Here is a 25,308-nt window from a genome sequence, read left to right as displayed (position 1 = left end):
TTACAGGCCGATGAACTGGCGCAGGAAGGCGCCGAGATCGTCGAGGAAGACGCCCATCATCACCCCGACCGAGGCCAGCAGCACCAGCATGCCGCCAAGGATCGAGGCGGGGACAGCAAGGAAGAAGACCTGGAGCTGCGGCATCAGCCGCGCCAGCACGCCGAGGCCGAGATTGAACAGCAGGCCGAAGACGATGAACGGCGCGGAAATCTGCACTGCGATCGAAAAGCCCTGCGCCATCGCCTTGACCGCGAGCGTCATTACGTCGCCGATCTCGGGGAAGCCGCCGGGCGGCAGCAGGCGATAGCTCTCATGGATGGCGGCGAGCGCCAGATGGTGCAGGTCCGTGGCCAGGATCAGCGTGATCCCGAGCATCGACAGGAAATTGGCGAGCGAGGGGTTCTGCAGGCCGCCGGTCGGATCGACGGTGACGGCAAAGCCGAGGCCGAGCGTCTGGGCGATGATGAAACCTGCGGTCTGGAGTGCTCCCATTAGCAGGCGCGCGCTGGCGCCGATGACGAGCCCGACCAGGATCTCGCTGATCAGGAGCCCGCCCAGCGCCACCGGGGTCTGGGGGATCGTGATCGTGCCGCGCGCCATCGGCAGGATCACGAGCGCGACGAAGAAGGCGAGGGCGAGCCGGCCGCGCGAGAGGATGAGGCGCTCGCCGATGCCCGGCATCAGCATGACGAGAGTGCCGACGCGCGCGAAGACCAGCACGAACAGCGCGCTGATCTCGGGCAGGATGGCGATCTGCATCGGGCGGACCCGGCTCCTGCGCCAGCAAGGCGCGCCGACCGGACTCCGCAGCAGGGAGGCGCTGGCTGGCGCTGGATTCATTCGCCCGTGGCGATTCGGACGGCAACTCTGCCCATATAACCCGCCAGAGCGTCGCCCATGAACGGCAAAAACAGCAGCAAGGCGGCGAAGACCGCGATGATCTTGGGTACGTAGACCAGGGTCTGCTCCTGGATCTGGGTCAGCGCCTGGATGAGCGAGACGACGAGGCCGACCACGAGCGCGATCAGCATCAGCGGCGCGCCGGCCTTGAGGAAGACGACGATGCCGTCGCGGGCGACGTCGAGGATGGCTCCGGAGGTCATCAGCTTGCGTTCCGTTTTCGTGTTCGGCGGGGTGGCGGCGTCAGACCGGCATCCGCATGATTTCCTCATAGGCGGCGATGACGCGGTCGCGCACGGCCACCAGCGTCTCGATCGCAGCCTCGCTCTCGGCCACTGCGGTGACGACATCGACGACGTCGGAGCGGCCGGCGGCAACCTTGCCGGTCTGGATATCGGCCTGGCGGGCGCTCTGTGCGGTCGATTCGAGCGCCTTGCTGACCAGCGAGGAGAAATCGGGCAGGCCGGCTCCGGCGCCGTCGAGGCCGCCGACCGAGGCCGGCTTCTTCAACAGGGCGCTCGTGCCCACTCCCTGCATCGAGGCATAGGCGCCGGCGGCAAAGCTCGAGGTGGTCATCGGTTTGGCTCCGCTGATTGATTGGCGCGAATTCTTGTCGTTCGGCTGAAGTCAGCCGAACGGAAAGCGCGCTGACGCGTCAGGCGCGCAGGATGTCGATGGTGCGCTGGATCATCCGGCGCGTGGACGAGATGACGTTGAGGTTGGCCTCGTAGCTGCGCTGGGCCTCGCGCATGTCCATCGTCTCGATCAGCGAGTTGACGTTGGGCAGCTTGACCTGGCCGCTGGCGTCGGCCGCCGGGTGACCGGGATCGTATTTGCTGCGGAAGTCGCTGCGGTCGCGGCTGACGCGGCCGAGCTCGACGACCTGGGCTTCGAGCTCGCGGTCAAGCTTGCCCTGGAAGGTCACGATCTTGCGCCGATAGGGGTCGGTGCCGGCGCGTTCCGGCGACGAATCGGCGTTGGCGAGATTCTCGGCGATGACGCGCATGCGGCCGGCCTGGCCCTTCAGGCCGGAAGCGGCGACGGCGAGACTCTTGAGCAGATCCATGACGCGGCTCCTTACCGGCCTTTGCCGATCGCGATCTTCATCAGCCCGAGGCTCTTGCTGTAGAGCGAGGCGGCGAGCTGATAGTCGGACTGGTTTTGCGCGACCTTCATCATCTCGTCCTCGAGATTGACGCTGTTGCCGCTCGGCGTGGTCTCGAAGCGTTTGGGATCGCGCGGGTCGAAGCCGCCGTTCTGGCCGGAAAGGCCCAGATGCTGTGGCGAGGTCTGCGCGAGCGTCACGCCGCCATTGCCGGCCGGGGACGGGGCACGCAGGTCATGCGGCTTGAAGCGCGGCGTATCGGCATTGGAGACGTTCTCGGCGAGCAGCTTCTGGCGCGCCTGGTGCCAGTGCATCCGCGTCTTCAGCGCCCCCATCAGGCCAAGGCCGTTGTTCGCCATGCCGCAATCTCCCGTCGGCTCCTGCCGAAGTGGGAAATTATTGCCGGGTGCATGGTTAATATCGGGTTAATTCACAGGGATCTGCGCGATGGGGTTAACCATCCGCTAACCATGTTTCCCGAATTGGCGGGGCTTATGATATAGCCAACCCCGTCTATCCGCCTGAGCGCCCTTACAAAGAGCGGTCAGCGGCTGTCGCGTCGCTTCATGAGGCAGACCTTGCAGACTCTGTTTGGCTTCGAACTTTCCTCCGGCTTGCGTTGGATCATCGCCTTCGCGGTGGTGCTGCTCCTGGTTGCGCTGCTCGGCTTCTTCCTACGGCGCATGAGCGGTGGTCGGCTGAAGTTCAAGGGGCAGGGCGGAGGCCGCACCCGCCAGCCGCGCCTCGGCGTGGTCGACGTCTACGATCTCGACCGACAGCGCCAGCTGATCCTGGTGCGGCGCGACAATGTCGAGCACCTCGTGATGATCGGCGGCGCCTCCGACGTGGTGGTCGAGACCAACATCGTGCGCAGCGGCGGACGCGTCGCGGCGCCCCTGCCGAGCGAAGGCCTGGCAGAACGACCGCTGGCATTCGAGCCCGAATCGCGCCCGCAGCCCGTCGAAGACACCCGCCCGACGCCGCCTCTGCCGGTGCCGGTCGATCCCGTGCCGCCGCCGCGGCCGGTCTCGCCGCCGCCCCCGGCTCCGCCGCGCGCAGTCGTCCAGCCTCCGATTCAACCTCAGCCGCCGCGGCCGGCCCAGGCGCCGACCTCGATTCCTCCGGCCGTCGCTGCGGGTGCTGCCGGAATCAGCGCGACCTTGGCGCGCGATCCCGCTCCTGCCGCCAGCGCCAGCGAGCTCGGCGACATGGCCCGCCAGCTCGAAGAGGCGCTGAAGCGTCCGTTCTCCGCGGTGCGACCCGGCTCGGCCGGTCCGCGACCTGAGCCCGAAGCGGCGCCGGCGTCCAAGCCCGCCGCGCCGCTGGCTCCTCCGGTACCGCAGGTCCCCATCAAGCCTCCGGCCCCGACTCCCGAGCCCGCGCGCCCGGCACTCGACATGGAAGCCGAGCTCGAAATGGCGCTGGGGCTGAAGCCGGGGCCCGCACGTCCGGCCGCAGCCGAGGCGCCGCTGGTCGCCCCGCCGGTCTTCGCGCCGCCGAAGCCACCGGCTCCCGCACCGGTGAAGCTGGACGAGAAAAAGCCCGAGCCGGCGAAGGAGCAGGCGCTGCCGGTATCGGTCTCGGAGCCGGACAAGCCCGCCAAGTTCACGCCCGTCTTCGACGACATGCTCGACGCGGTCGAGAATGCCGCCAAGGCCGAAGTGCCGGCCAAGAGCGAGTCCAAGCCGAACGAGCAAAAGCCTGCCGAAGGCAAGCCGGCCGAGGTGAAGCCTGCGGAGTCCAAGTCGACGGAAGCCAAGCCGGCGGAAGCCAAGCCAGCCGACACCAAGCCAGCCGACACCAAGCCCGCCGACACGAAGCCGGCCGAGGCCAAGCCTGCGGACGAGCCGAAGCCGGCCGCCAAGGCTTCCGAGGACGACCCGTTCTCGGTCGATGCGATCGAAGCCGAATTCGCCCGCCTGCTCGGGCGCGATCCCAAGCCGAAGGGCTGAACCTGTTCCCCCGGTGCGAAGGCGCCGGGGGATAGCCGCCGAAACCCTCTTCGCCCGCCCCCGAGCCTTGCTCTAGCGTTCCCGCGAGCCCGCGCCTTGATTCGGGCAGGGACGGATGATGGGCAGGCAGATACTCACGGGACGGAGACTGCGCTGGCTGGCGGGTTTCGCCGCCACGCTCGGCGTACTCGGGATCGCCGCCGTCGCTCAGGCCCAGACGCTTTCGCTCGATCTCGGCCAGGGCGGCGTCACCGAGCGGGCGCTGCAATTGATCGCCGCGATCACGGTGCTGTCGCTGGCGCCGTCGATCCTGATCATGGTGACCTCGTTCACCCGCATCGCGGTGGTGCTGTCGCTGCTGCGTTCGGCGCTCGGCACCCAGACCGCGCCGCCCAATGCGGTGATCATCGGGCTCTCGCTGTTCCTGACCGGCTTCGTGATGGCGCCGACCCTGAAGGAGGCCTATCGCGTCGCCGGGGCGCCGCTGATCGCCGGGCAGATGCAGCCGCAGGAGGCGTTCGAGCGTGGCATCGTGCCGTTCCGCGAGTTCATGCTGAAGCATGTGCGCGAGAAGGACCTGGCGCTGTTCATGGAGATGTCGCGCGAGCCGAAGCCGGAGCGGCCGCAGGACATCCAGATCCAAGTGCTGGTGCCCGCCTTCATGATCTCCGAGCTCAGGCGCGCCTTCGAGATCGGCTTCCTGCTGTTCGTGCCCTTCCTGATCATCGACCTCGTGGTCGCGTCGATCCTGATGTCGGTCGGCATGATGATGCTGCCGCCGGTGACGGTGGCGCTGCCGTTCAAGCTGATCTTCTTCGTGCTGGTCGACGGCTGGGGGCTGGTCGCCGGCTCGCTGGTCAAGAGTTACGGCAGCTGAAGCATCCGCTCAGCCCTGGCCCGGCTTCGGCCCGGCATTGGCGGCGTCGGTCTCGGCAGGCTTGCGCCGTTCGCGCACGGTGCTGGAATAGGCCGGGTAGCGCTTGCGGTATTCCTTGAGGAACTCGCTCATGGTATCGGAGCCGGCAGCGGCCCGCGCCGCTTCGCGGATGTCGGCGGCGCTGGCCCGGCTCGCGCCGGTGACGAAGCCGAACAGGCGGGCATCGGCGCCTTGCGCCATCTTGGCGGCGAACTTGGTGCGTAGCCGGTCGAGCGAGAGCGCCTCGTCCGACATGACATAGCCGACCGCGGCGCGCATCACGTCGGCGCGCTCGCCGTCGGCGAGCGGCGCCTGGCCGCGCCAGCTCTCGCCTAGGATGCGTTCGAGCGCCTCGCCGGCCTCGCGCCAGCGCCGGCCGTTCCAGAGGATGTCGGTGTTGAGCCGTTCGACCTCGGGGCCGTTCTCGCCTTCGAGCAGGTCGAGCGCCTGGTCGGTGCGCGAGAGATCGGAGAGCGCCTTGGCTTCCAGCAGCAGGCGGGCGCGCTTCACGTCGGCCGGCAATTCGGCGAGCCGAGTCGAGACGATCGCCTGCAGCGCCTCCGCCGGCTTGCCGTTCATCAGCCGGATCATGGCGAGCCGCGTCGCCACGGTGGAGCGCGCGGCGCCGGTCAAGCGGCGGTCCATCTGGTATTGCAGGATCTCGCTGGCTTGGTCGAGCAGGTCGAGCTCGACCAGCCGGTCGGCGAGAAGACGGGTGATCTCGTCGCCACGCCGGCCGATCGGCAGGTAGTCCTTGAAGTCGTAGAACAGCGCCAGGGCTTCGAGCCGCGGCAGCTTCTCCAGATTGGGATCGCTGAACAACGCCTCGAAGCGCTGGGCGGTTTCGTCATGCAGCAGCCGCGTCGCTGGGTCTTCCGGGAAGACCTCGTTGGCGCGCCGCGCCGTCTGGAAGGCGTCGCGCCAGCGCTGCTGCTCGGCATAGAGGCGGCCGAGCTCGGCCAGGGCTTCGATCTCGACCTCGCCGCCGCGCCAGATCGCCGAGACGGTCTCAAGTCGGGCGATGGCTTCGTCGGCCGAGAAATCCGCACGCTTCTCGGCGCGGGCGAGCTTCACGGCGCGCAATTGCGCCTCGGCCGCGACCGGCCGGGTCTTCGCCTCGAAGAGCGGCTTGTAGCCGTTGATCGCCGCTTCCGGCCGGCCGCTGACGTCGTCGAGCCGGGCGCGCAGCAGCGCCAGCTCCTCGGGATTGATCAGCTCCTCGGGCATCTCGGCGAGCCGGCCGATCTGTTTTTCCGCCACCGTCGCCTCGCCCATGGTTAGCGCGGCGCGCGCCATGGCCGACCGGAATTCGGCCTGGAGGTCGGTGGGATAACGGTCGAGGAGGCCTTCAGCCCGGCGAAAACCGGCGAGCGCCAGGGCATTGCGGCCTAGCCGCTGCTCGGAGAGGGCGCGCCAGAGCCCGGTCTCGGCCTCGTCGCGGATCGGCGCGGCATCGAAGGCCTTAAGCGCCTCGGAGCTGCGTTGCATGCCGGTAGCGATCACGCCGCGCAGGAAGAGCGCGTCGCGATTGCCGCGCATCGCGGCGTCGTCTGCGAGCAGCGCATTCAGCGGCCCGGCCGCTTCCGGCATCATGCCGTTGGCGGCGAGGAAACGGGCGAGCGCCAGCCGGGTCTCGGATTTTCGGCCACGCGAGGCGGCGGCGACCTCGCGCAGCAAGGCCGCGGCGCGGTCGCGGATGTCGTTGGTGTGCAGAGCGGACCAGGCCTCGCCGTCGAGCAGCGGCCGGGCGGGAGCCTGGGCGGTCTTGTCCGCCTCGCGTGGCTTCTCGGCGTCGAGGCTGACGATCAGGCCATTCTGCCGGCCGATCCGGACCTCTTCGGTGTCGGCGCGTACGGCAAGATCGTCGGCGACGGCGCTGACGACGACGCCATGGGCGCTTTGCGGCAGGCCGAATTCGAGGAAGCGATAGGGCTTGGAGACCGCGCGCGTCGGGCCGAGCGCGGTTGCGACCGCGAGGTTCGGGCCGCCTTCGCTGTTCTCCAGCCAGTGCACCCCGGTCAGGCCCGGCACCGGGACGGCGACGATGGTCTGGCCGCGCTCGTCGGCGTCGCGGCGGGGCGTGAGCGCGACAGCTGGCTTGCCGGCCTTGTCGCCGAAGCTCAGCGACCATTGCGTGTTGTCGTCGGAGAGCCGGACCAGCTGCTGGCGGCGCGTCTTCAGCCTGACGAGGGTGACCTTGGCCTCGCGCGTGACGGTGACGCCTTCGATCAGCGCCGGCAACACGCCTTTGAGTTTGTCGGGATCGAGCGTGTCGCGCGTGTCGAAGACGAGCGTGACCCGGCCCGGTTCGGTAAAGGCGGCGGCGCCTGTCGGCCGCGAGAAGCGGAAATCGATGCGCCCGCCATCGCCGTCGACAGCGGAGGCGATCTCGACATCGCGGGGCGGCGCGTCCGGGGCGACGGCGGTCGCCGGCTTGGGCTGGGCGGGCAGTGCCTCGGTCTTCGGGGCGGGAGATGGCGGCGCCGCTGCAGTCTTCTGTTCGGGTGCCTTGGCGTCAGCCGGCTTGGGTGCGCCAGGCGAGGGGGCCTGCAGATCGGCGAGCGACAGCGGGATCGCGGCGCCGAGATGCGCCAGGTCGACGGTCCAGCCGGCTTCGTCGCGGAAGCTGCGGAGCTGGCGGTCCTTCGGCACGCTGAAGACGAGCTGCGTGCGGTCGTCCGCGATCGTCGCCTGCTCCAGCGTGAAGTCTGCCGGGAGCAGGCTGCGGATCTGCGATGGCGTCACCGCAAGCGGCTGGTCGAAACTCAGCGTCAGCTTGCCGTCATCCAGGCCGGGGGTGAGCAAAGCTTCGGGCGGCGCCGAGAACATCAGCCGGTCGAGCGTCGGCAGGCGGGCGGTACGGAACCCCAGCGGTTTCGGGGCCGGAGCCGATGCTCGGGCGATATCCCGGGCGCGCGCCTCGGCGAGGCGCAGGCGCTGGGTGAGCTCGGCCAGGACCTCGGGCGGCAGACCCGGCAACTGACCGGTCCAGTTCTCGGGCAGCAGGTCGACGAAGGCCTTGTCGCCGGCTTCGAGCAGATTGGCGCGATAGGGGCGGGCGAGCGCCAGGCGCAGGCCGCGCCCGTCGGGGTCGATCCTGATCACGGAGACATAGGCCGGCAGCTCGGCGGCGAGCCGGCTCGGATCGAGCTTCACCGGCTGGCTGAAGCCGATCATGACGACGCCGTTGGCGACGCGTACCCGCGTCGTCACCGGCTCGTCGAAGGTGAAGGCGATGCGGCCGAAGCCGGCGCGCATGGCTTCGCCCCGCAAGGTCGCGGTGGCAGCCGTTGCCGGCGCAGCAAAGCCGGCAGCGAGGCTCAGTGCCGCCAGGCCGATGCCGAAGCTCAGGGACCGCAGGATACGCACGACCGCTACTCAACCCGACGCGATAGGAAGAGCGGCGACAGGCTGCTCCAACCTGCGCGGAGGCTAGCCCGTCAAGGATAACGGGGGGTTAAAGGTCCCGTGGCTCGAGAGGGCGCCACTTTCTAGGCATGGCCGATCGAATAGGTCCGCGCGCTGCGCGCCAGATGCCGCGACAGGGCTCGTGCTGCCGGCGACAGGGCTCGGCCGTTGCGCACGCAGATCTTGAGGCAGGCCTTGCGCAGATTGCGGCCCTGGAGCGGGACGGCGACCAGGCGTCCTTCGATGACGTCCCGCCGCGTCGCGCAGCGCGTCAGGACGCTGACGCCGAGGCCGGCTCGCGCGAAGGAGCGCAGCGACTGGATCGAATTGGTGACCAGCGCCGGCTTGAGCGCGACGCCGCTCGCCGCGACCATGTCGTCGACGAGACGGCGCAGACCGAAGGTCCGGTCGGGCAGGGCAAGGCGCATCTCGCCGATCTCGGCGATCCTGACCGAGTGCCGCGCCGCGATGGCATCGTCGGGATGGGCGGCGAGGACCAGGGCGTCGGCGATCTCGGCGAGCGAGAGCACGCTGCGATGCAGGATCGGGTTGAACGCCACGATCACCTCGGCCTCGTCGTCGAGCAGGCGCTGCACCAGCTGATCGGAACTCGCCACCATGATGTCGAAGCTCACCGACGGGTGGGCGGCCGAGAACTCGGCAAGCGCGGGATAGACGAAATCGTCCATCGCGCCCTCGACCGTCCAGACGCGGACATGCCCGCGCTTCATGCCCTGGAGCTCGTCGATGGCGGCGCGCGCGGTCTGGACGCTGTCGAGGATGATGCGGGCCGTCTCCAGCACGGCCGCTCCCGCCGTGGTCAGCCGCATGCCGCGGGCCCGGCGCTCGAACAGGGCGGTGCCGTACTCCTCCTCGAGGCTGGCGATCTGGCGGCTGATCGCCGAGGGCGCGACGCGCAGCGTATCGGCCGCCTCGCGGACTGAACCGTGATCGGCGACGAGCGCGAAATAGCGATAGCGGGTGAGCGACATGGCAGCGGGCCGCGGTCGATGCGAGGGCCTGGACCGTAGGCGAGTGTTGCCGGATCGGCAACGAACTCTCCGCGAAACCGCGCTGGCTGAGCCGCAGGCCCACGCTCTACGACTAGGAAAACCAGGCGAGGAACCGACCCGATGTACTCCACCCGCACCAGCCAGGACGGCAGCTACAGGTTCATTCCGGCCGTCTACCAGTATTCCGGCGGGGTCGCGGCGGAGCCCGGCTTCCGGATCGAGCGTGCGCAATTGGCGAGCCCGCTTGCGCTGGACAAGGGCCTTGCGCTGATCGAGGCGCATCTGAAGCGGATCGGTCGGCCGCTGACGGCGCTCTGCGCCTGCGAGCTGCGCTCGCCTGAGCCCTTCTCGGAAGGCGGCTTCGATGCCTTCAACCGGCTCTATGCCTCCCGGCTCGATCAATGGGGCATCCTGCAGGGGCAGGTGAATCCCGTCGCCCGCACCAATATCTGCCCCGAGCTCGGCAAGCCGGAGGCCGTCTCGCTGCACGCCTTCAGCTATACCGTTCCGGATGCCTCGGCGCGGGTGAGCTTCGTGGTGGCTGGCAGCGGCGAGGCGCCCGAAGGCGGCGCGAGCTACGCGCATGGCACGATCCGCCCGGGTGACGCCTCGGCCGAGGGCGTGCGCGCCAAGGCTGAATGGGTGATGGGCGAGATGGAACATCGCCTCGCCGGGCTCGGCCACGACTGGCGGGATGCTACGGTCGCGAACATCTACACGATCCGCGACATCCATCCGCTGCTGGCGGATGTCCTCCTGCCGATCACCAGCCTGGGCCGCGCCGTGACCTGGCACTTCTCGCGGCCGCCGGTGGCGGTGCTCGACTACGAGATGGATGTGCGTGGCCTGCCGCGGGAAATCGTGATCGAGGCGTCTGCCTGATCACTGTCGGCGATGTGATGCGTTGCCAGAAATCGAACGGTCAAGTGGAGAAGATCCCGATGTTGCTCGATCGACGTGCGCTTCTCCTGGCGGGATTGACCCTGCCGACGCTGGCAAAGGCACAGTCTGTCTGGAAGCCGGAACGGCCGGTGCGTCTCATCCTGCCGTTCACCGCGGGGACCTCGATGGACCCGGTGGCGCGGCTGGCGCAGGAGAGCCTCAAGGACACGCTCGGCCAGAGCGTCGTGGTCGAGAACATCGCGGGAGCGGCGACCGTCATCGCCGGCGCCGAGACGCTGAAATCTCCGCCGGACGGGCACACCATGCTGATGATCGCCAACAGCTTTGCGGCGAACATCACGCTGCGGACACGAACCGCGGATTGGCAGCGCGCCTTCGTCCCGGTGGTGCAGGCGACGGTGGTGCCGCATGTGCTGACGGTCGCGCCGGCGCTGAAGGCGGACTGGGCCGGCTTCGTGAAGCACTTGCGCGAAGGTGGGGGGTCTATGACCTATGGCTCGCCGGGGATCGGCACCTCGCCGCATCTGGGCGCCGAGCATTTCCTGCGTCTCGTCGGCGGCAAGGCCGTGCATGCGCCCTATAACGGGACATCGCAGCTCTTCGTCGACCTCTACGCCGGCCGGATCGATTTCGCGCTCAGCAACCTGCCCGATGTCGTGCAGCCGATCGCGGAGGGCAAGCTCATCGCGCTCGCGGTCACTTCCGAGCAGCGGGTGCGGGAATTACCGGGTGTCCCGACCTTCGCCGAGCTCGGCCTGCCGGGCCTGCTGTCGGACAGCTGGTTCGGCATCATGGTCCGCCGCGATACGCCGGCGGCTGCCCGCGAGGCGCTGGAGCGCGCCTGGCTCACGGCCCTGGCGCGCCCGGATGTGCGCGAGCGCCTGCAGGGCCTGAGCTTCACGGTGCTGGCACGGCCGGGCGCCGAGTTCGAAAAGGTGATCGACCGGTACGTTGCGACCTATGCGACGATCATCAAGGAGAGCGGCATCACCGTCCAGCAGTGACCGGCGGGGTCAGCGCTTCGGCGCGGGCTCGATCGCAGGCAGCTCGTTGCCGGCCGGCGTCGAGGCCGGGGCGCGCTCGGTGGCGACTGCGGGGCGACCGCGCACTGAGAGAGCGACCGTGAGGCGCTCGGCCGCCTCGGGCGACATGGCGGCGAGCACGTCCGACATCTTGCGCGGGCTCATCTGCTGGACGACCGGAACCAGGATGTCGAGCGCCAGCCGGTCGAAGACGCGGGCGGCGTCCTTCGGCTTCATCGTCTCGTACATGATCACCAGGTTCTTGACCGCCTGATTGGCCTCGCTCTCCTGCTTGCGCGGGCCTTCGACCTTCTCTTCCAGCGCCTTGAGGTCATCGACGCGGCCGCCGAGCTTCTTCTCGGCCGAATCGAGCAACTTCTCGCGCATGTCGAGCTCGCGCATGCGCGCATCGATTTCGTCGCGACGCTGACCGAGGCGTTCGAGGAGGGCCCTCTCCGCCGGCGAGACCGGCTGGACAGTGCCGTTCATCAGCCCGGCCTTGTTGTTCGGATTGGTGTCGCGCTTGGCCTGTTCCTCGGGCGAGGCCTTCGGTTTCGGCGGGTCGATAGTGCCGGTCGTCTCGGGATCCATGAAGACGTCGGGCTGGTGAGCCTTGGCGATGATCTTGGCGAGGCCCCAGACCTCCTTCTCCGGCTTCGCGGTGAACACCGGGGCGCTGGCGGGCACTTTGCCCGGATAAGGCTCCCCCGACCAGGCGAGCAGCTTCAGCGCCAGGAGGCCCATGGCGCCAAGGATGACGGCCGGGATGAGGCGGGGCGTCTGGATCACGCAGCCTGGCCTTCGAGCCTGCGGGCGGCGCGGGCGCGGATCGCGGCGGCGGCGTCGGCGGTGCTGGCCATGCGGGAGAGGGCAGGCTTCTCCGCGACGGGCTCCGGCGCGGGCGCGACCATGGTCGCGGCGCTGACGATCTGGCCGATGCGCTCCATCACGGTCTGGCCGGCCTCGATCTGCTGGGCAAGGTCGGCGGCATAGCGCTCGGCGGTCTGCAGCCGCTCGGCGAGGGTTCGATCGCAATCGCCCAGCGTCAACTTCAGGCCGGCGATGGCGCGCTCGGCCGTGTCGGTGGCGGAGATCAGGGCGCCGATGGTCTGGCGCATCGCGCTCTCATCGGCCTTCAGCCGCTCGATGCGCTTGGAGAGCACGAAGCAGGTGACGATGGTGGCGACCAGCAGGCAGGCGACCAGGGCATCGGCGATCAGGGTGATGGTCATGGGCAGTCTTCCTGGTCAGGACGTCGGACTGAGATGGCTGGTGTCGAAGGCGGCCATGGTCGTCTTCGAGCGGCGCAGCGGGCTGACGACCTGGACGGCGATCTTGTCGTCGACGCGGCCGATCCGGCCTTCGCTGACGATGAACTCGCCGCAGCGCAGCGACGCGACCGAATCGGGGCGGGCATCGAACATCAGCGTGTCGCCGATCTCGAGCTTCATCACCCGCTTCAGCGGCATGGTGCATTCGTGGAGGACGCACTTCACGGCGACGTCCGCCTGCCAGACCTCGGTGGCGAGGTGGTTCTCCCAGATCGGGTCGCGCCCGAGCTTCTCACCCATGAAGCTCTCGAGGAGCAGCTCACGGATCGGCTCGATGGTGGCGTAGGGCAGGAGCAGATGGAGCGAGCCGCCGCGCCCTTCCATGTCGAAGCGCAGCTCGACGCGGATCGCGGCATTGGCCGGGCGCGAGATCGAGACGAAGCGCGGATTGGACTCGATCCGGTCGACCTTGAAATTCACCGGCGAGAGCGGCCGGAAGGCGGCCTCGGCATCACCGAGCACGACGCCGATGACGCGGCGCAGCAGGCTCATCTCGATCGAGGTGAAGGGGCGCCCGTCGACGCGCGCCGCCGCCTGGCCGCGCTTGCCGCCGAGCATGGTGTCGAGCACCGAATAGGTGAGGGCGGACTCGATGGTAATGAGGCCGAAATTGTCCCATTCCTCGGCTTTGAAGACGGCAAGCATCGCCGGCAGCGAAATCGAGTTCATATAGTCGCCGAAGCGCACCGAGCGGATACTTTCCAGCGTCACCTCGACATTGTCGCTGAACAGGTTGCGCAGGCTGGTGGAGAGCAGGCGGACCAGACGCTCGAAGATGATCTCGAGCATCGGCAGGCGTTCATAGGTGACCGAGCCCGAGTCGACGATCGCCTGGATGCCGTTGCGGCCGCCCTTGCCGTCATCTCCGATGGAGAAGCCGAGCATGGTATCGATCTCTTCCTGATTCATCAGGCGATCGATATTGGCCTCTGCCTCGCTACCGTCGTCCTCGACGATGTCGGACATGGTGGCCCACTCGGCCGCCATGCCCTCCGGCGTCAGCGGAACCTTGTCCTTGTCCTGGGCTTCGAGATCGTCGTTGGCCATGGCGGTCTGCTTTGCGCGATCGGGCTGCCGCTATTGCAGCAGCAATTCCTTGAAGAGGACGGCGTCGACCTTGGCCGGGTAGACGGTGACGTTGACCCGGCGCAACAGCTCTTCCTTCAGGCGGTACATGCCGGCCGAGCCGTCGAGGTCGGAGGGGCGCAATTCGCGCATGAAGACCTGGAAAGCGTCCTCGACGCGCGGCAGCAGCGGCTTGACCTGGTCGGCGGTCTTGGGATCGGCGATCTCGAGCGCGACCTTGATCTTGACGATCGGCTGGCGGTCCTGCTGCGGGCCGGCGGTGATGCCGATCATCATGTCCTTCATCTCGACAAAGGTGATCAGCTTCTTGGCGGCTGCGGCAGCCTGCTCGGCGCTCACCTCTTCGACGGGCTTCTTCTTGAGGAAGAAGAACCAGCCGCCGCCACCGAGCACGGCAACGAGCGCCACGGCGCCACCGATCATGACGAGCTTCTTCTTGCCGGACTTCGGCGCCTGTTCGGCGCCGCCCTCGGCGGCTTCGTCGTCCTTGTTCGCCTTCTTCGCCATCTCGGTCCGCCCGCCCAGAACGGGCGCCGCCCCGGCCCGTCTCTCTGGCGTTAACCTTCACTCGATTACGGTTAACGGCCCGTTAAGGACGGCAATTCTTGCCGGGTCGTTTCTGCCGCGCGGGCGGTTTCCGTCCAGTGTTGGTGAAGGCCGCCTTCCAATCTATCTCCAATGATATCAATAATTTGCCGGAATTAACCATGTTGGCACGTGGCTTGCCACCTGTCTGCCGTGGCCACCGCGCTGGGGAGCGTCGGGGCGGCCACGGGACAGATCGGGAGCAGGAGCCGTGGAAAACGCGCTTCTCGTCAGCCTGTCGCGCCAGATGGCTCTGGCGCGTGAGCTCGACGTCATCGCTAACAACGTCGCCAATGTCGGCACGAACGGCTTCAAGGCCCGTTCCGCCCGCTTTGCCGAGTATATCTCGCCGACGGCGCGGGCCGACACCTTCCCGACCATGGATCGGCGGCTGTCCTATGTCGTCGACAAGGGCACGCCGATCGACCTGTCCGGCGGCATGATCGAGCGCACCGGCAACCCGCTCGACGTCGCCCTGCAGGGCGACAACTACCTCGTCGTCCAGACCGCGCAAGGCGAGCGCTACACCCGCGCCGGCTCGCTCGAGATCAACGGCCGCGGCCAGCTCGTGACCCAGGCCGGCCAGCCGGTCATGGGCGATGGCGGGCCGATCGTGTTCGGCTCGACCGAGAGCAATGCCCGCATCGCCACCGACGGCACGGTCTCCTCCGACCAGGGCCAGCGCGGCAAGCTCAGGATCGTGCGCTTCGACAATCCCCGCGCCCTCGCCAGCGACGGCGCCAACCTGTTCTCCTCGACCGCCGCCGCCCAGCCCGCCGGGCCGCAGGCGCGGCTCGAGACCGGAGCGATCGAGCGCTCGAACGTCAAGGCCGTGGTCGAGATGACCCGGCTGGTCGAGGTCCAGCGCGCCTACCAGACGCTCTCGGCGATGATGGGCAAGACCGACGAACTACGCGCCAAGGCGATTTCCCGCCTGGCCGATCAGCAAGCCTGACGCGGAAGGAGCCAGATCCATGCGCGCACTCTACACCGCCGCCACCGGCATGATGGCCCAGGAACTCAACGTCCAGGTCATCTCCAACAACATCGCGAACGTCCGCACCACCGGCTACAAGCGCCAGCGCATCCATTTCCAGGACCTGCTCTACGAGCACTTCCGCCGCGCCGGCACGCAGACCTCGGACCAGAACACGCAAGTTCCGGCCGGCACCTTCGTCGGCTCCGGCGTCAAGACCGCCTCGACCGGGCGGGTGATGAGCCAGGGCAACCTGTCCCCGACGGAGAAGGAATACGACGTCGCCATCCGCGGCGAGGGCTTCTTCCGCATCCAGATGCCGGACGGGCGCACCGCCTATTCGCGCGACGGTTCGTTCGATCTCGACAGCCAGGGCCGGCTGGTCACCCGCGACGGCTACCTCGTCCAGCCGGGCATCACCGTCCCGAACAACGCGACCAGCGTCTCGATCAATGCGCAGGGCACGGTCGAGGTGAACCTGCCCGGCCAGACCGCGCCGCAGCAGCTCGGCCAGATCCAGCTCTCGCGTTTCATCAACAAGGTCGGCCTCGAATCGATCGGCGACAACCTGTTCGTCGAGACGGCCGGCTCCGGCCCGGCGATCGACGGGCTCGGCGGCGAGGAAGGCTTCGGCACGCTGCAGCAGAACTACCTGGAAGAAGGCAACGTCCAGGCGGTCACCGAGCTCTCCTCGCTGATCGCGGCCCAGCGCGCCTACGAGATGAACTCGAAGGTGATCTCGGCCGCCGACCAGATGATGCAGTCCACCACCCAAATCATGCGCTGACGGAGGATGAGCCAGATGATCCGCTCCGCTTTCATCTTCGCGACCCTGACGGCGTTTCCCGCCATGGCGCTTGCCCAGGCTCCGGCTCCGGCCGAGGAGCGTGCACCCTCGGCGGCGCCCGCTGCAGCCGCCAAGCTCAAGCTGAAGGCCGATCTCACGCTGTCGCGCGATATCGTCGGCTTCGGCGACCTGATCGCCGGACTGTCGCCGCAGGATGCGGCGTTGCCGGCCTTCCGGGCACCTGCGCTCGGCGACACCGGCACCATCCAGGTCGCCCGCATCGTCGACGCGGCGGTGAAGCACGGCATCCTGCGCGATGCCCAGGATCTTGACAGCCAGGGCGTCGCCCAGGTGGTGGTGAGCCGGGCGGCGCGCCGGATCACCGGGCTCGATGTCGAAGCCGCGGTGAAATCGGCCCTGCTCGAGCGTTTCGGCTTCGATGGGCGCGCCTTCGCGCTGCTGCTCGACGGGGGCGCGCCTTCCGTCGTGGTCGAACCGGAATTGACCGGAGACCTTGCGGCGCTCGACCTGAACTACGATGCGCGCACGCGCCGCGTCACCGGTCGGCTGACCATGCCGGGAAGCGCCGCGACCAGGCTGAAGCCGGTGCGCGTCTCCGGCCAGCTGGTGGAGACCGCCGAGGTGGTGGTGCCGCTGCGTACCATCGCCCGCGGCGAGACCCTCAAGTCCAGCGACGTTACGGTCGAGCGCCGGCCGCGCGATGCGCAGTTCAACGACGTGCTCGGCGAAATGAAGGCGGCGATCGGCAAGGTCGCCAAGCGGACCCTGATGGCCGGCTCGGTGCTGCGCAGCGGCGACGTCCAGCGCGAGGAGGTCGTCGGGCGCGGCGACATCGTCACCATCCTCTACGAGGCACGCGGCATTGCGATCAGCATGCGCGGCCGCGCCAGCGAAGCCGGCGCGGTCGGCGACAGCATCGCGGTCACCAACATCCAGTCGAAGCGCGTGCTGCAGGGAACCGTCACCGGTCCCGGGCGCGTCAATGTCAGCCCGCATGGCGGCGGCCAGATCGCTGCCGCTCGCTGACTCCCATTGCTCAAGTTGCGGACCGTAGCCATGACCTCGACCAGCCCTCTTGCCCTCCCTGCCGCGCTTGGCCTCAGCCTGATGCTGGGCGCCTGCGGCACCGTCGACCGGCTCGCCAATGTCGGCCAGGCGCCGGCGCTGTCGGCGATCGAGGACCCGACCGCAGCGCAGGGCTACAAGCCGGTGCAGATGCCAATGCCGGCGGTGGAGCATGCCTCCTACGCGCCGAACTCGCTCTGGCGCACCGGCTCGCGCGCCTTTTTCAAGGACCAGCGTGCCCGGCTCGTCGGCGACCTCGTCACCGTCAAGGTCAAGGTCACCGATCGGGCCCAGCTCGACAACACCACCAAGCGCAGCCGCAAGAACGGCGAGGATTTCGGCGCCGAGAATGCCTTTGGTGCCGAGACCAAATGGGCGAAGAACGCCAAGCCGGGCTCCCTGCTGAAGTTCGACTCGGATTCGTCGAGCGAGGGCACCGGCTCGGTGCGCCGGGCTGAACAGCTCGCCACCAATGTCGCCGCCGTCGTCACCCAGACGCTGCCGAACGGCAATCTCGTCATCGAGGGCAAGCAGGAGATCAGGGTCAATTTCGAGGTGCGCGAACTGATCGTCGCCGGCGTGATCCGTCCGGAGGACATCGAATCCGACAACACGATCGACTCGGCCAAGATCGCCCAAGCCCGCATCGCCTATGGCGGCCGCGGCCAGATCACCGATGTGCAGCAGCCGCGCTACGGCCAGCAGGTGATGGATATCCTGTTGCCGTTCTGAGGCATGTCCCGGAAAAGTGGAAACCGGTTTTCCGAGACAGGACATGCCTGAAAGATAAATCCCGATCCCCAAGCTTCCGGCGCGACGGCAACGCTCCCCACGTTCCAAGCCTTCGCGCCGGGCCGGCGGTCTCTCCCGAGCCGCCTTTCCTCCCGGCCGCCCGCCACGCTCCCCAAGCTATACAAGGCTGGCGGCCAGAAGCCCCGCGCCCTCCCGCGCGGGGCTTTGCTTTCCAAGATTGGGATGGGTGCTGCCGGTGCTCAGCGCTGCGGCGTCGTCAGATAGGCCCACATCCGGTCGAGGATGGCGCCGGACCAGGTCGCGCGCTGGACGACCTCCGCCTCGCCAAGGACGACTCCGGCCTCGGCGATCCCTGCCGCTCGCACCTCGAACTCGATGCGCGCCGCGTCCTCGAGATACCAGGTCAGCACCACGGCCTCTTCCAGGCTCGCGCCGGCGGTGACCGCGCCGTTGCCGCGCATGACGATGGCGCGGGCCGCGCCCAGCTGCTCCGCGAGGGCGGCGGCTTGCTCGTCGTTGCGCAGCAATTGCGGATCGTCCCAGAGCGGCGGCTGCGGGGCGAAATAGCTGCCGAAACCGTGCCGTGGTTTTGGCGTGATCCGCGCCGTGCCGAGCGTCATCACCCGCTGCGGCATCGAGCGCACGACGCCGCCAACCTCCGGCCGCCTGCGATAGATCTCGCGATGGATGCGGACTTCGCCGAGCACGCCGTCCGGTAGTGGCCCGTCGAGCGGGACGACGCTGCAGACATCCTTGTCCCCGACCAATCCGAGCGGCTTGGCCGGCGAGACCAGGAAATGGCCCTCGTCGAGACGCATGCTGCAATGGCCATAGGCATGGACGAGACCATGGCGCGCCAGCGCGCGCCCGGCCTGCCGGACCAGATCTTCCTGAGCGACGCTAGGCCGCGGCGATGACGGGCTCACTTGTTGAATTCGGCGATGTTGGGCTTGGCGCCCCATTTGCAGAAGCCCTTCGGCTCGAACATGTACTGCCGTTCGCGCCAGAGCAGCTCGTCGGCGATCTCGCGCACGCCGCTCGAATATTCGAAGACCATGCCGTCTGGCCCCTCGAAATAGAGGAACTTGGCCGAGGAGGTCGGGTGCCGGCCGGGGCCGAAGACCATGCGCACCTGCCGGTCCTTCAGGAACTGGTGCGAGCGCATGATGTCGTCGCCGGTCTCGACCTGATGGTTGATGTGCTGGATGCCCGGCTTGGGCGAGGGGAACAGCGCGATGGTGTGGTGGACCTCGTCGATGCGCAGCAACGGCGCATCGCCGATCCGGTCGCTGACCTGCGCATTGGTGACCTTGGTCCAGAAGGCCTCGTCGCGGGCAAGATCGCTGGAGCAGATCCCGACATGGCTGAAACCGGTGATGCCGGCATCGCGTGCGCCGTGATAGCGCCGCCCGCTATAGCCCGGCCGCCAAGCGAGCTCGATGGGATTGCCCGTCGGATCGCGGAAGGCGATGAAATCGTGGACCTTGCGTAGCGCCGCCTCGGAGGCAGTGCCGCGCCGGACCGGGTGGCCGAGCGCTTCGAGCTGCGCTGCGGCCTCATCGAGATGGGACTGTTCCTCGACCTCGAAGCACACGACCTGGTCGCCCGGATCGCCCTCGAAATAGCAGAGGGTGTGCTCACGCTCGTCCGACTTGAAATAGACCGAGCCTTTGGCGCGCTCGGCGACGTCGAGGCCGAGATATTCGGTGGCGAAATGGGTCGCGCCCTCGAGATCACGGGTCCCGAGCCGGACATAGGAGACATCGGCTAGCTTGATCATGGTCGCTCCCTCCTGCCGGCGCGGCGCCGGCGAAGACGCTTCACTGGTATTCTGGAAGTTGAGTGTCGCTGCCCCAGGCGCAGAAGGATTCGCGCTTGCGCGGGAACTGCCGTGCGCGGCGAGGGGAGGCGAGCCGCTCGCCCTCGGCGACATAGGAGAAGTTGACGCCGTCGGGACCGGCGACGCTCAGGAAGAGCTGCTGCGAGGCGGTGCGCCGGCCAGGGCCATCGACGATACGGGCCTGGGCACCGCGCAGATGGTAGGCGTTCTGCATGACGAGGTCGACGTCCTCGACGCCGAACTCGATGGCGAGAATGCCCTTCTCCTGCGAGGGGTGCACGGCGATGCGGTGATGCGCCTCGTCGAAGCGGATATAGGCGGCCTCGCCGACCCAGTCGCTGACCTTGCCGCCGAGCAGCTTGGTCCAGACCTGCTGGTCGGAAGCGTCGGGCGCACCGCGCAGCGCGATAGCCTCCAGCCCGGTGATGCCGGCATCGCGCGGGCCGTGATAGCGCCAGCCGGATTCCAGTGGCCTGACGACCAGCTCGATGTCGTAGCCGCCGGCCATCCCGAACGAGACGAACTGCCGGACCTTGCGGGCCGCACAGGCCTCGGCATCGCCGCGCGCAACCGTGAACCCGGCGCCCTGCAGCACCGTCTCGGCATGGGCCAGCGCATCGGGATCGCGCACCTCGAAGCCGATCGCCTGGCCGGCATCGAGGCCGTCGACATAGACCAGCGTGTGGTCGCGATAGTCGGAGCGGAAATAAGCGGCCGTGTCGGTGCGGTCGACGAGCTGGAGGCCGAGGATGCGGGAGGCGAAATCGGCAGCGCCCTTCAGGTCGGCGGTGCCGAGCCGGACATAGCGCAATTGCTCGATGGTGATCGCGTCGCTCATAGCCCGAGATGCTCTTTCTGAAGGTCCTTGTCGGCCATCAAGCTGTCGGACGGCCCGTCGAAGACGACGCGGCCATGGTCGAGGACCAGCGCCCGTTCGGCGAGGTTCAGCGCCATGGCGAGGTTCTGCTCGGCGATCAGCAAGGTATAGCCTTCGCCGCGCAGACGCCCGACTGTGCCGATGATGACCTCTTCGATGGCGCGAGGCGAGAGGCCCTCGCTCGGCTCGTCGAGCACGATCAGGTCGGCCTGGGTCAGCAGAGCGCGCGCGATCGCCAGCAATTGCCGCTCGCCGCCGCTGAGCGCGCCGCTGGAGAAGGAGCGGCGCTCGGCAAGGCGCGGGAAGTCCTCGTAGATGCGCTCCTTGACCCAGCGCCGGTTCGGCTGCTTGAGCGACCAGAGCGCCGCCATGGTCAGGTTCTCGTCGACGGTGAGGTTGGCGTAGACGCCGCGCCCTTGCGGCACGAGCGCGACGCCGAGCCGGGCGATGCGATGCCCTGGCCAGCCGGCGACCTCCTGGCCCTTGATCGCGATGCGGCCGGTGACCTGCGGCTCCAGCCCGAACAGGGCCGAGCAGAGCGTGCTCTTGCCGGCGCCGTTGCGGCCAAGCAGGGCCACGGCCTCGCCCTGCGCCAGCGAGAAGTCGACACCGTGCAGGACGCGTACGCCGTCATAGCCGGCATCGAGCCCGGCGACCTCGAGATAGGTGGCGGCGGACGTTTGTTGCTGCAGCCGAACAGACATCACGCGGCCTCCCCGAGCGAAGCGCCGAGATAGGCGGCCTGCGCGCCCTCATGCGCCTTGATCGCGTCGGGCGTGTCGCAGGCGATTAATCGGCCGAGATCGAGCACGGCGACGCGGTCGCAGACGCCGAAGACGATATCGAGGTCATGCGCGATCAGGATGGTCGAGAGGTCCTCGCCAAGCGTGCGCACGACCTCGATCAGGTGCTCGCCTTCCGCCCGCGAGAGGCCGGCGGTCGGCTCGTCGAGCAGGAGCACGCGCGGGCGCATCGCCAGGGAGACCAGCACGTCGACGATGCGCTGCTCGCCATAGGACAGGCCTGCGACCGGCAGTTCGGCCCGATCGCGCAATTGGGCGCGTGTCAGCAATTCATCGGCGGCTTCGTCCGCTGCCGTGACTGCCTTGCGGCTGGCGAACCAGCCATAGCCTTCGCCAGCCCGCGAGCGTGCTGCCAGAGCAAGATTCTCGCGGACGCTGAGTTCCGGGAAGGCCATGCTCTTCTGGAAGGTGCGCACCAGCCCAGCGCGGACGCGCACATCAGGCTTTGCCCTGGTGATGTCCTCGCCGGCGAAGGCGACGCGGCCCTGATCAGGGATGAGGAAGCCGGTGACGATGTTGAACAGGGTCGTCTTGCCGGCGCCGTTCGGGCCGATCAGGCCGAGGCATTCCCCCTGGCCGAGCGTGACCGAGACGTCGCTCAGAACCTTCAGCCCGCCGAACGACTTGGCGACGCCCTCGATCGCGAGGGCAGGGACGGCGTTCGCGCTCATGAGCGGCCCTCCGCATCCTTGCGCCGCCCGAAGGCGGCCTTCAGCCCGGCGACGACGCCCTTCGGCATGATCATCACGGTCAGCACGAAGACGAGGCCGACGACCAGCTGCCAGCGATCGGTATAGGACGAGACATAGGTCTGGATGCCCAGATAGATCGCCGAGCCGATGAAGGCGCCATAGAGCGAGCCGACGCCGCCGATCACCAGCATGATGATCATCATCGCCGACATCGTCCAATGCACGGCGTTGGGGCCGACATACTGGTTGACGAAGGGATAGAGCGCCCCGGCCGCGCCAGCGATGGCGCCGGAGGCGAGCAGCGCCATCAGGCGGATGCGCGGGATCGAATAACCGAGCGCGCTCATCCTGAGCTGGCGCTCGCGGGTGCCGAGCAGGGCCCGGCCGATCGGCGCATCGACGAAGGAGCGGGCGGCGAGATAGGCGGCGAGCGCCAGCATGAGCGCGGCTAGATAGAGCGCGACGCCGTTGTTGAGCGGGATCGTGGCGAAGCCGGTATGCAGCGTCAACACCGGGAAGCCGCGCAGACCGTCGGCGCCGCCGGTGACCTCGCGCCAGTGGAACACCACTTCCCAGACGATCTGGCCGACGATCAGGCTGAGGATCAGGAAGAACAGCGCGATGGTGCGCATCACCACGACGCCCATCAGCAGCGCCGACGCCATGCCGGTGGCGATGCCGACCGCGAGCATCACGGCGATGTCGGCGCCGAGCGTCTGCGCGGCGATCGCGGCGGCATAGGCCGCGCCGCCGAAGAAGACGGCATGGCCGAGCGAAACCAGCCCGCCGAAGCCGACCAGCAAATCGAGGCTGAGCACGGCGGTTCCGATGATCAGGATCTCGGCGAGGAAGCGCAGCTGATAGTCGCCCGCGAACAGCAGGGGGATGGCCGCCGCGAGGGCGAGCAGCGCGAGCTTCGCGGTTATCGGCAGGCTGCGCCGCTCACTGGCGGGGGACGCCTTCACGCGGCCGGTCCCCTCGGCGATCGAGCTCATACCTGCCTCACCTTCCGGGCGACCAGGCCTTCCGGCAGCGCGACCAGGAGCGCAGCCATGACGGCGAGGGCGACGACATTGGAGAATTCCGGCACCCAGACCTTGGAGAAGGTCATGGCGAAGCCGAGCAGCAGCGCGCTCAGGACCGTGCCGCGGAAGGTGCCGAGCCCGCCGGCGACGACGACGATCAGCGCCAGGATCAGCACCTCCTCGTCGAGGCCGGGATAGGCCGAGAGGATGCCGGCGCCGAGCGCGCCGGAAATGCCGCCGAGACCGGCCGAGATCACCAGCACAGCCGTGAAGATCCGGCGGGTGTCGAGGCCGAGCGTCTCGACGAAGCCACGATCGGTGACGCAGGCCCTGACCACCGCGCCCCAGATGGTGCGGTCGATCACGAACCAGAGCGCGAAGGCGAGCACCGCGCCAAAGCCGATGATGAAGAGCCGGTAGATCGGGAACGGCATGTCCATGATGAAGACGACGCCGCGCAGCGCCTCCGGGATTTCCGCCGAGAGGATCTGCGCGCCAAAACCCCAGCGCATCAGGTCGGCGAAGATCACCGAGAGGCCATAGGTCAGCAGCACCTGCATCAGATGGGTGCGGGCATAGAACTGCCGGAACGGGAAACGCTCCAGCAGGAAGCCGGCAAGGCCGGCCGCCAGAAATGCGACCGGGAAGGCGAGCCACCAGGGCGCGCCTGAGGCCAGCCAGTAGACGCCGACATAGGCGCCGAGCAGGAAGAAGGAGCCGTGGGTCAGGTTGACGAAATTCATCAGGTTGAGCACCACCGACAGGCCGAGCCCGGTCAGCAGCAGGAGCATCGAGAACGACAGCGCGTTCAGGCTCTGGACGGCGTAGAAGCCCACGGAAAAGCTCCTTCGTAGACCTTAGGCCACCGGGCCCGGATCGCGCACGGCCTTGTAGGTGTGGATCACCTGGTTGACCGGGCCGCCGGCGCCTTCCTTGATCTCGTTGACGTAGATGTCGAGGATCGCCTGGTTGTTGCGGGGATCGAACGGCATCGGCCCGAACACGGTCTCGACCTCCTTGGCGAGCAGCGCTTCCTTGACCTTCTCCTTGTTGGAGAGATCGCCCTGGACGCGCTCGATTGCGGCCTTGATCACCTGGCCGGTGACATAGCCGGCCGTGCCCATCTCGCCGGGCATGGCGTTGCGGGCCGCTTGATAGGCCTTGGTGAAGGCAGCCGAGCTCGGCGCCGTCGGCGACTGGTTGCAGGTATTGAGTCCGCCCAGCGCCGCGTCCTTGACGGCCGAGACCACGTCCTCCTGGTCGAACAGCGCGCCGCTGCCGATCAGCTTGACCTTGCCGTGCAGGCGGTACTCTCGCATCTGGCGCAGGAAGCGGACGGCGTCGGAGCCGGCGAAGAAGGAGAAGATGAACTCCGGCTTCTCGGCGGCAATCGTCGTCAGCAACGGCCCGAAATCGGTGGTGCCGAGCGGGGCCCAGAGCTGCTTGCCGACCTTGCCGCCCTGCTGCTGGTAGCTCGCGACGAAGTCGCCGACGGATTCGCGCCCCGCGGCGTAGTCGGCGGCGATGGTCAGGCAGCCGGACTTGCCGAGCTTTTCGAAAGCCCACTGGCCGGCAGTATGGCCGAGCATCCAGTTGGTCTTGGTCGGGCGGAAGACGAAGGGGCTCGCCGCCTTGCGGGCGAGATCGTTGGCCGAGCCGGCCGAGATGAAGGTCAGCGCCTTGGCTTCCGTCACCACGTCGCGGACGGCGAGCGCCACGGCCGAGGAGATCACGCCGGAGACGATGTCGACATTGTCCTGCCCGAGGAGCTTGCGGAACTTGCGCACGCCCTCGTCGGGCTTGGCCTGATCGTCCTCGACGATCAGCTCGACAGCGCGGCCGGCGAGCTTGCCGCCATTCTCGGCCAGGAACATCTGCATGCCGGCGCGCATGCTTTCGCCGAGCGCCGTGAACGGCCCCGACAGCGAGGTCACCATGCCGATCTTCAGGGGCTTGCTGGCGTTCTGCGCCAAAGCAGGCGCGCTGATCGCGCCGGAGAGGGCGGTGGCGCCTGCAGTCGCGAGGAAGCTGCGGCGGGACAGCGGAAAGCGCTCGGTCATGGGACGTCCTCCAACGGGGCGATCTTTGTGCCACTCGATTGGCCGGCATCCGATCAGAACGGCTTTGGCCTGTCAATATTATTTCGATATTTTTTCGACATACAGAATTCGCCTTCACGCGGCCTCTTATAGAGAATTCCTTGAATTATAGGAATTAAAGGGATTTTGGTCGGCCACGATCAGTGCCG

Annotated in this window: 27 protein-coding genes; 8 read left to right on the top strand and 19 right to left on the bottom strand. The window is 68.0% G+C overall.

The annotated features are described in order from the left end of the window. The 5 genes from fliR to flgB form a co-directional block, all read right to left on the bottom strand. Positions 1-759, bottom strand: a complete 759-nt coding sequence (gene fliR / locus AC1DS0_RS14980; RefSeq protein ID WP_476815091.1) for a flagellar biosynthetic protein FliR — start codon at positions 757-759, stop codon at positions 1-3. Between the two features lie 77 nt (positions 760-836). Further along, entirely contained in the window at positions 837-1,103 is a 267-nt protein-coding gene (gene fliQ / locus AC1DS0_RS14975; RefSeq protein WP_091840857.1) for a flagellar biosynthesis protein FliQ, read from the bottom strand. Positions 1,104-1,143: 40 nt separating this feature from the next. Further along, positions 1,144-1,476, bottom strand: a complete 333-nt coding sequence (fliE, locus tag AC1DS0_RS14970) for a flagellar hook-basal body complex protein FliE (protein WP_152012823.1) — start codon at positions 1,474-1,476, stop codon at positions 1,144-1,146. A gap of 79 nt (positions 1,477-1,555) precedes the next feature. After that, on the bottom strand, positions 1,556-1,966 hold the full coding sequence (flgC, locus tag AC1DS0_RS14965; protein WP_091840862.1) for a flagellar basal body rod protein FlgC: 411 nt from the start codon (positions 1,964-1,966) through the stop codon (positions 1,556-1,558). 11 nt (positions 1,967-1,977) lie between these two features. After that, a complete protein-coding gene (gene flgB, locus AC1DS0_RS14960; RefSeq protein ID WP_091840864.1) occupies positions 1,978-2,364 on the bottom strand; it encodes a flagellar basal body rod protein FlgB in 387 nt (128 codons plus the stop codon). Positions 2,365-2,583: 219 nt separating this feature from the next. Here flgB and AC1DS0_RS14955 point away from each other — a divergent pair, with 219 nt between their 5' ends. Beyond that, positions 2,584-3,957, top strand: coding sequence for a hypothetical protein (locus AC1DS0_RS14955; protein ID WP_476815090.1), 1,374 nt, complete (start codon positions 2,584-2,586; stop codon positions 3,955-3,957). Between the two features lie 118 nt (positions 3,958-4,075). Next, entirely contained in the window at positions 4,076-4,834 is a 759-nt protein-coding gene (gene fliP / locus AC1DS0_RS14950; RefSeq protein WP_476815089.1) for a flagellar type III secretion system pore protein FliP, read from the top strand. A 9-nt stretch (positions 4,835-4,843) separates the two neighbouring features. On the opposite strand, the gene AC1DS0_RS14945 is transcribed toward fliP, so the two are convergent. Beyond that, positions 4,844-8,242, bottom strand: coding sequence for a hypothetical protein (locus AC1DS0_RS14945; protein WP_476815088.1), 3,399 nt, complete (start codon positions 8,240-8,242; stop codon positions 4,844-4,846). Between the two features lie 122 nt (positions 8,243-8,364). Then, complete coding sequence (locus tag AC1DS0_RS14940; protein ID WP_476815087.1) at positions 8,365-9,273, bottom strand: LysR family transcriptional regulator; 909 nt, start codon at positions 9,271-9,273, stop codon at positions 8,365-8,367. Positions 9,274-9,414: 141 nt separating this feature from the next. Here AC1DS0_RS14940 and cnbZ point away from each other — a divergent pair, with 141 nt between their 5' ends. Next, positions 9,415-10,176 (top strand): 2-amino-5-chloromuconate deaminase CnbZ, encoded by a 762-nt coding sequence (cnbZ, locus tag AC1DS0_RS14935; protein WP_476815086.1) that lies wholly within the window; start codon positions 9,415-9,417, stop codon positions 10,174-10,176. A gap of 59 nt (positions 10,177-10,235) precedes the next feature. Beyond that, positions 10,236-11,201 (top strand): Bug family tripartite tricarboxylate transporter substrate binding protein, encoded by a 966-nt coding sequence (locus tag AC1DS0_RS14930; RefSeq protein WP_476815085.1) that lies wholly within the window; start codon positions 10,236-10,238, stop codon positions 11,199-11,201. 9 nt (positions 11,202-11,210) lie between these two features. Here the strand turns inward: AC1DS0_RS14930 and AC1DS0_RS14925 are convergent, their stop codons facing one another. Genes AC1DS0_RS14925 through fliL form a run of 4 tightly spaced genes read right to left on the bottom strand, consistent with a single transcriptional unit; the run spans position 11,211 to position 14,143 of the window. Continuing rightward, on the bottom strand, positions 11,211-12,008 hold the full coding sequence (locus AC1DS0_RS14925; RefSeq protein ID WP_476815084.1) for a MotE family protein: 798 nt from the start codon (positions 12,006-12,008) through the stop codon (positions 11,211-11,213). Then, positions 12,005-12,451 (bottom strand): DUF6468 domain-containing protein, encoded by a 447-nt coding sequence (locus tag AC1DS0_RS14920; protein WP_476815083.1) that lies wholly within the window; start codon positions 12,449-12,451, stop codon positions 12,005-12,007. The genes AC1DS0_RS14925 and AC1DS0_RS14920 overlap by 4 nt, the downstream gene beginning before the upstream one ends. Positions 12,452-12,466: 15 nt before the next feature. Further along, entirely contained in the window at positions 12,467-13,597 is a 1,131-nt protein-coding gene (gene fliM / locus AC1DS0_RS14915; protein ID WP_476815082.1) for a flagellar motor switch protein FliM, read from the bottom strand. 30 nt (positions 13,598-13,627) lie between these two features. Continuing rightward, complete coding sequence (gene fliL, locus AC1DS0_RS14910; protein ID WP_476815081.1) at positions 13,628-14,143, bottom strand: flagellar basal body-associated protein FliL; 516 nt, start codon at positions 14,141-14,143, stop codon at positions 13,628-13,630. Between the two features lie 289 nt (positions 14,144-14,432). Here fliL and flgF point away from each other — a divergent pair, with 289 nt between their 5' ends. The 4 genes from flgF to flgH are packed head-to-tail and all read left to right on the top strand — an operon-like array spanning position 14,433 to position 17,802. Continuing rightward, positions 14,433-15,176, top strand: coding sequence for a flagellar basal-body rod protein FlgF (gene flgF / locus AC1DS0_RS14905; RefSeq protein WP_476815080.1), 744 nt, complete (start codon positions 14,433-14,435; stop codon positions 15,174-15,176). Between the two features lie 19 nt (positions 15,177-15,195). Continuing rightward, the gene (gene flgG, locus AC1DS0_RS14900; protein WP_152012811.1) at positions 15,196-15,984 is read left to right on the top strand and encodes a flagellar basal-body rod protein FlgG; all 789 of its coding nucleotides are present in this window, start codon (positions 15,196-15,198) and stop codon (positions 15,982-15,984) included. 15 nt (positions 15,985-15,999) lie between these two features. Then, positions 16,000-17,031 carry a flagellar basal body P-ring formation chaperone FlgA gene (gene flgA, locus AC1DS0_RS14895; protein WP_476815079.1) on the top strand — a complete coding sequence of 344 codons (1,032 nt, stop codon included), beginning with the start codon at positions 16,000-16,002 and terminating at the stop codon, positions 17,029-17,031. 30 nt (positions 17,032-17,061) lie between these two features. Next, entirely contained in the window at positions 17,062-17,802 is a 741-nt protein-coding gene (gene flgH, locus AC1DS0_RS14890) for a flagellar basal body L-ring protein FlgH (protein WP_476815078.1), read from the top strand. Between the two features lie 260 nt (positions 17,803-18,062). Here flgH and AC1DS0_RS14885 read toward each other — a convergent pair whose 3' ends face one another. The 8 genes from AC1DS0_RS14885 to AC1DS0_RS14850 are packed head-to-tail and all read right to left on the bottom strand — an operon-like array spanning position 18,063 to position 25,120. After that, positions 18,063-18,749, bottom strand: a complete 687-nt coding sequence (locus AC1DS0_RS14885) for a class II aldolase/adducin family protein (protein ID WP_476815077.1) — start codon at positions 18,747-18,749, stop codon at positions 18,063-18,065. Next, positions 18,746-19,603 carry a VOC family protein gene (locus tag AC1DS0_RS14880; RefSeq protein ID WP_476815076.1) on the bottom strand — a complete coding sequence of 286 codons (858 nt, stop codon included), beginning with the start codon at positions 19,601-19,603 and terminating at the stop codon, positions 18,746-18,748. The genes AC1DS0_RS14885 and AC1DS0_RS14880 overlap by 4 nt, the downstream gene beginning before the upstream one ends. Before the next feature lie 40 nt (positions 19,604-19,643). After that, a complete protein-coding gene (locus AC1DS0_RS14875; protein WP_476815075.1) occupies positions 19,644-20,501 on the bottom strand; it encodes a VOC family protein in 858 nt (285 codons plus the stop codon). Continuing rightward, a complete protein-coding gene (locus AC1DS0_RS14870; protein ID WP_476815074.1) occupies positions 20,498-21,244 on the bottom strand; it encodes an ABC transporter ATP-binding protein in 747 nt (248 codons plus the stop codon). The genes AC1DS0_RS14875 and AC1DS0_RS14870 overlap by 4 nt, the downstream gene beginning before the upstream one ends. Continuing rightward, positions 21,244-22,014: an ABC transporter ATP-binding protein gene (locus AC1DS0_RS14865; protein ID WP_476815073.1), complete on the bottom strand. Its 771-nt coding sequence runs from the start codon at positions 22,012-22,014 to the stop codon at positions 21,244-21,246. The genes AC1DS0_RS14870 and AC1DS0_RS14865 overlap by 1 nt, the downstream gene beginning before the upstream one ends. Beyond that, positions 22,011-23,030, bottom strand: coding sequence for a branched-chain amino acid ABC transporter permease (locus tag AC1DS0_RS14860; protein ID WP_476815072.1), 1,020 nt, complete (start codon positions 23,028-23,030; stop codon positions 22,011-22,013). Before AC1DS0_RS14860 ends, AC1DS0_RS14865 begins: the two co-directional genes overlap by 4 nt. Continuing rightward, positions 23,027-23,896 carry a branched-chain amino acid ABC transporter permease gene (locus AC1DS0_RS14855; protein WP_476815071.1) on the bottom strand — a complete coding sequence of 290 codons (870 nt, stop codon included), beginning with the start codon at positions 23,894-23,896 and terminating at the stop codon, positions 23,027-23,029. Before AC1DS0_RS14855 ends, AC1DS0_RS14860 begins: the two co-directional genes overlap by 4 nt. A gap of 21 nt (positions 23,897-23,917) precedes the next feature. After that, positions 23,918-25,120 carry an ABC transporter substrate-binding protein gene (locus AC1DS0_RS14850; protein ID WP_476815070.1) on the bottom strand — a complete coding sequence of 401 codons (1,203 nt, stop codon included), beginning with the start codon at positions 25,118-25,120 and terminating at the stop codon, positions 23,918-23,920. Positions 25,121-25,308 lie beyond the last annotated feature (188 nt).

The organism is Allobosea sp. P4_H5 (assembly GCF_056400825.1).
This window is presented reverse-complemented; position numbering and strand designations above follow the sequence as displayed.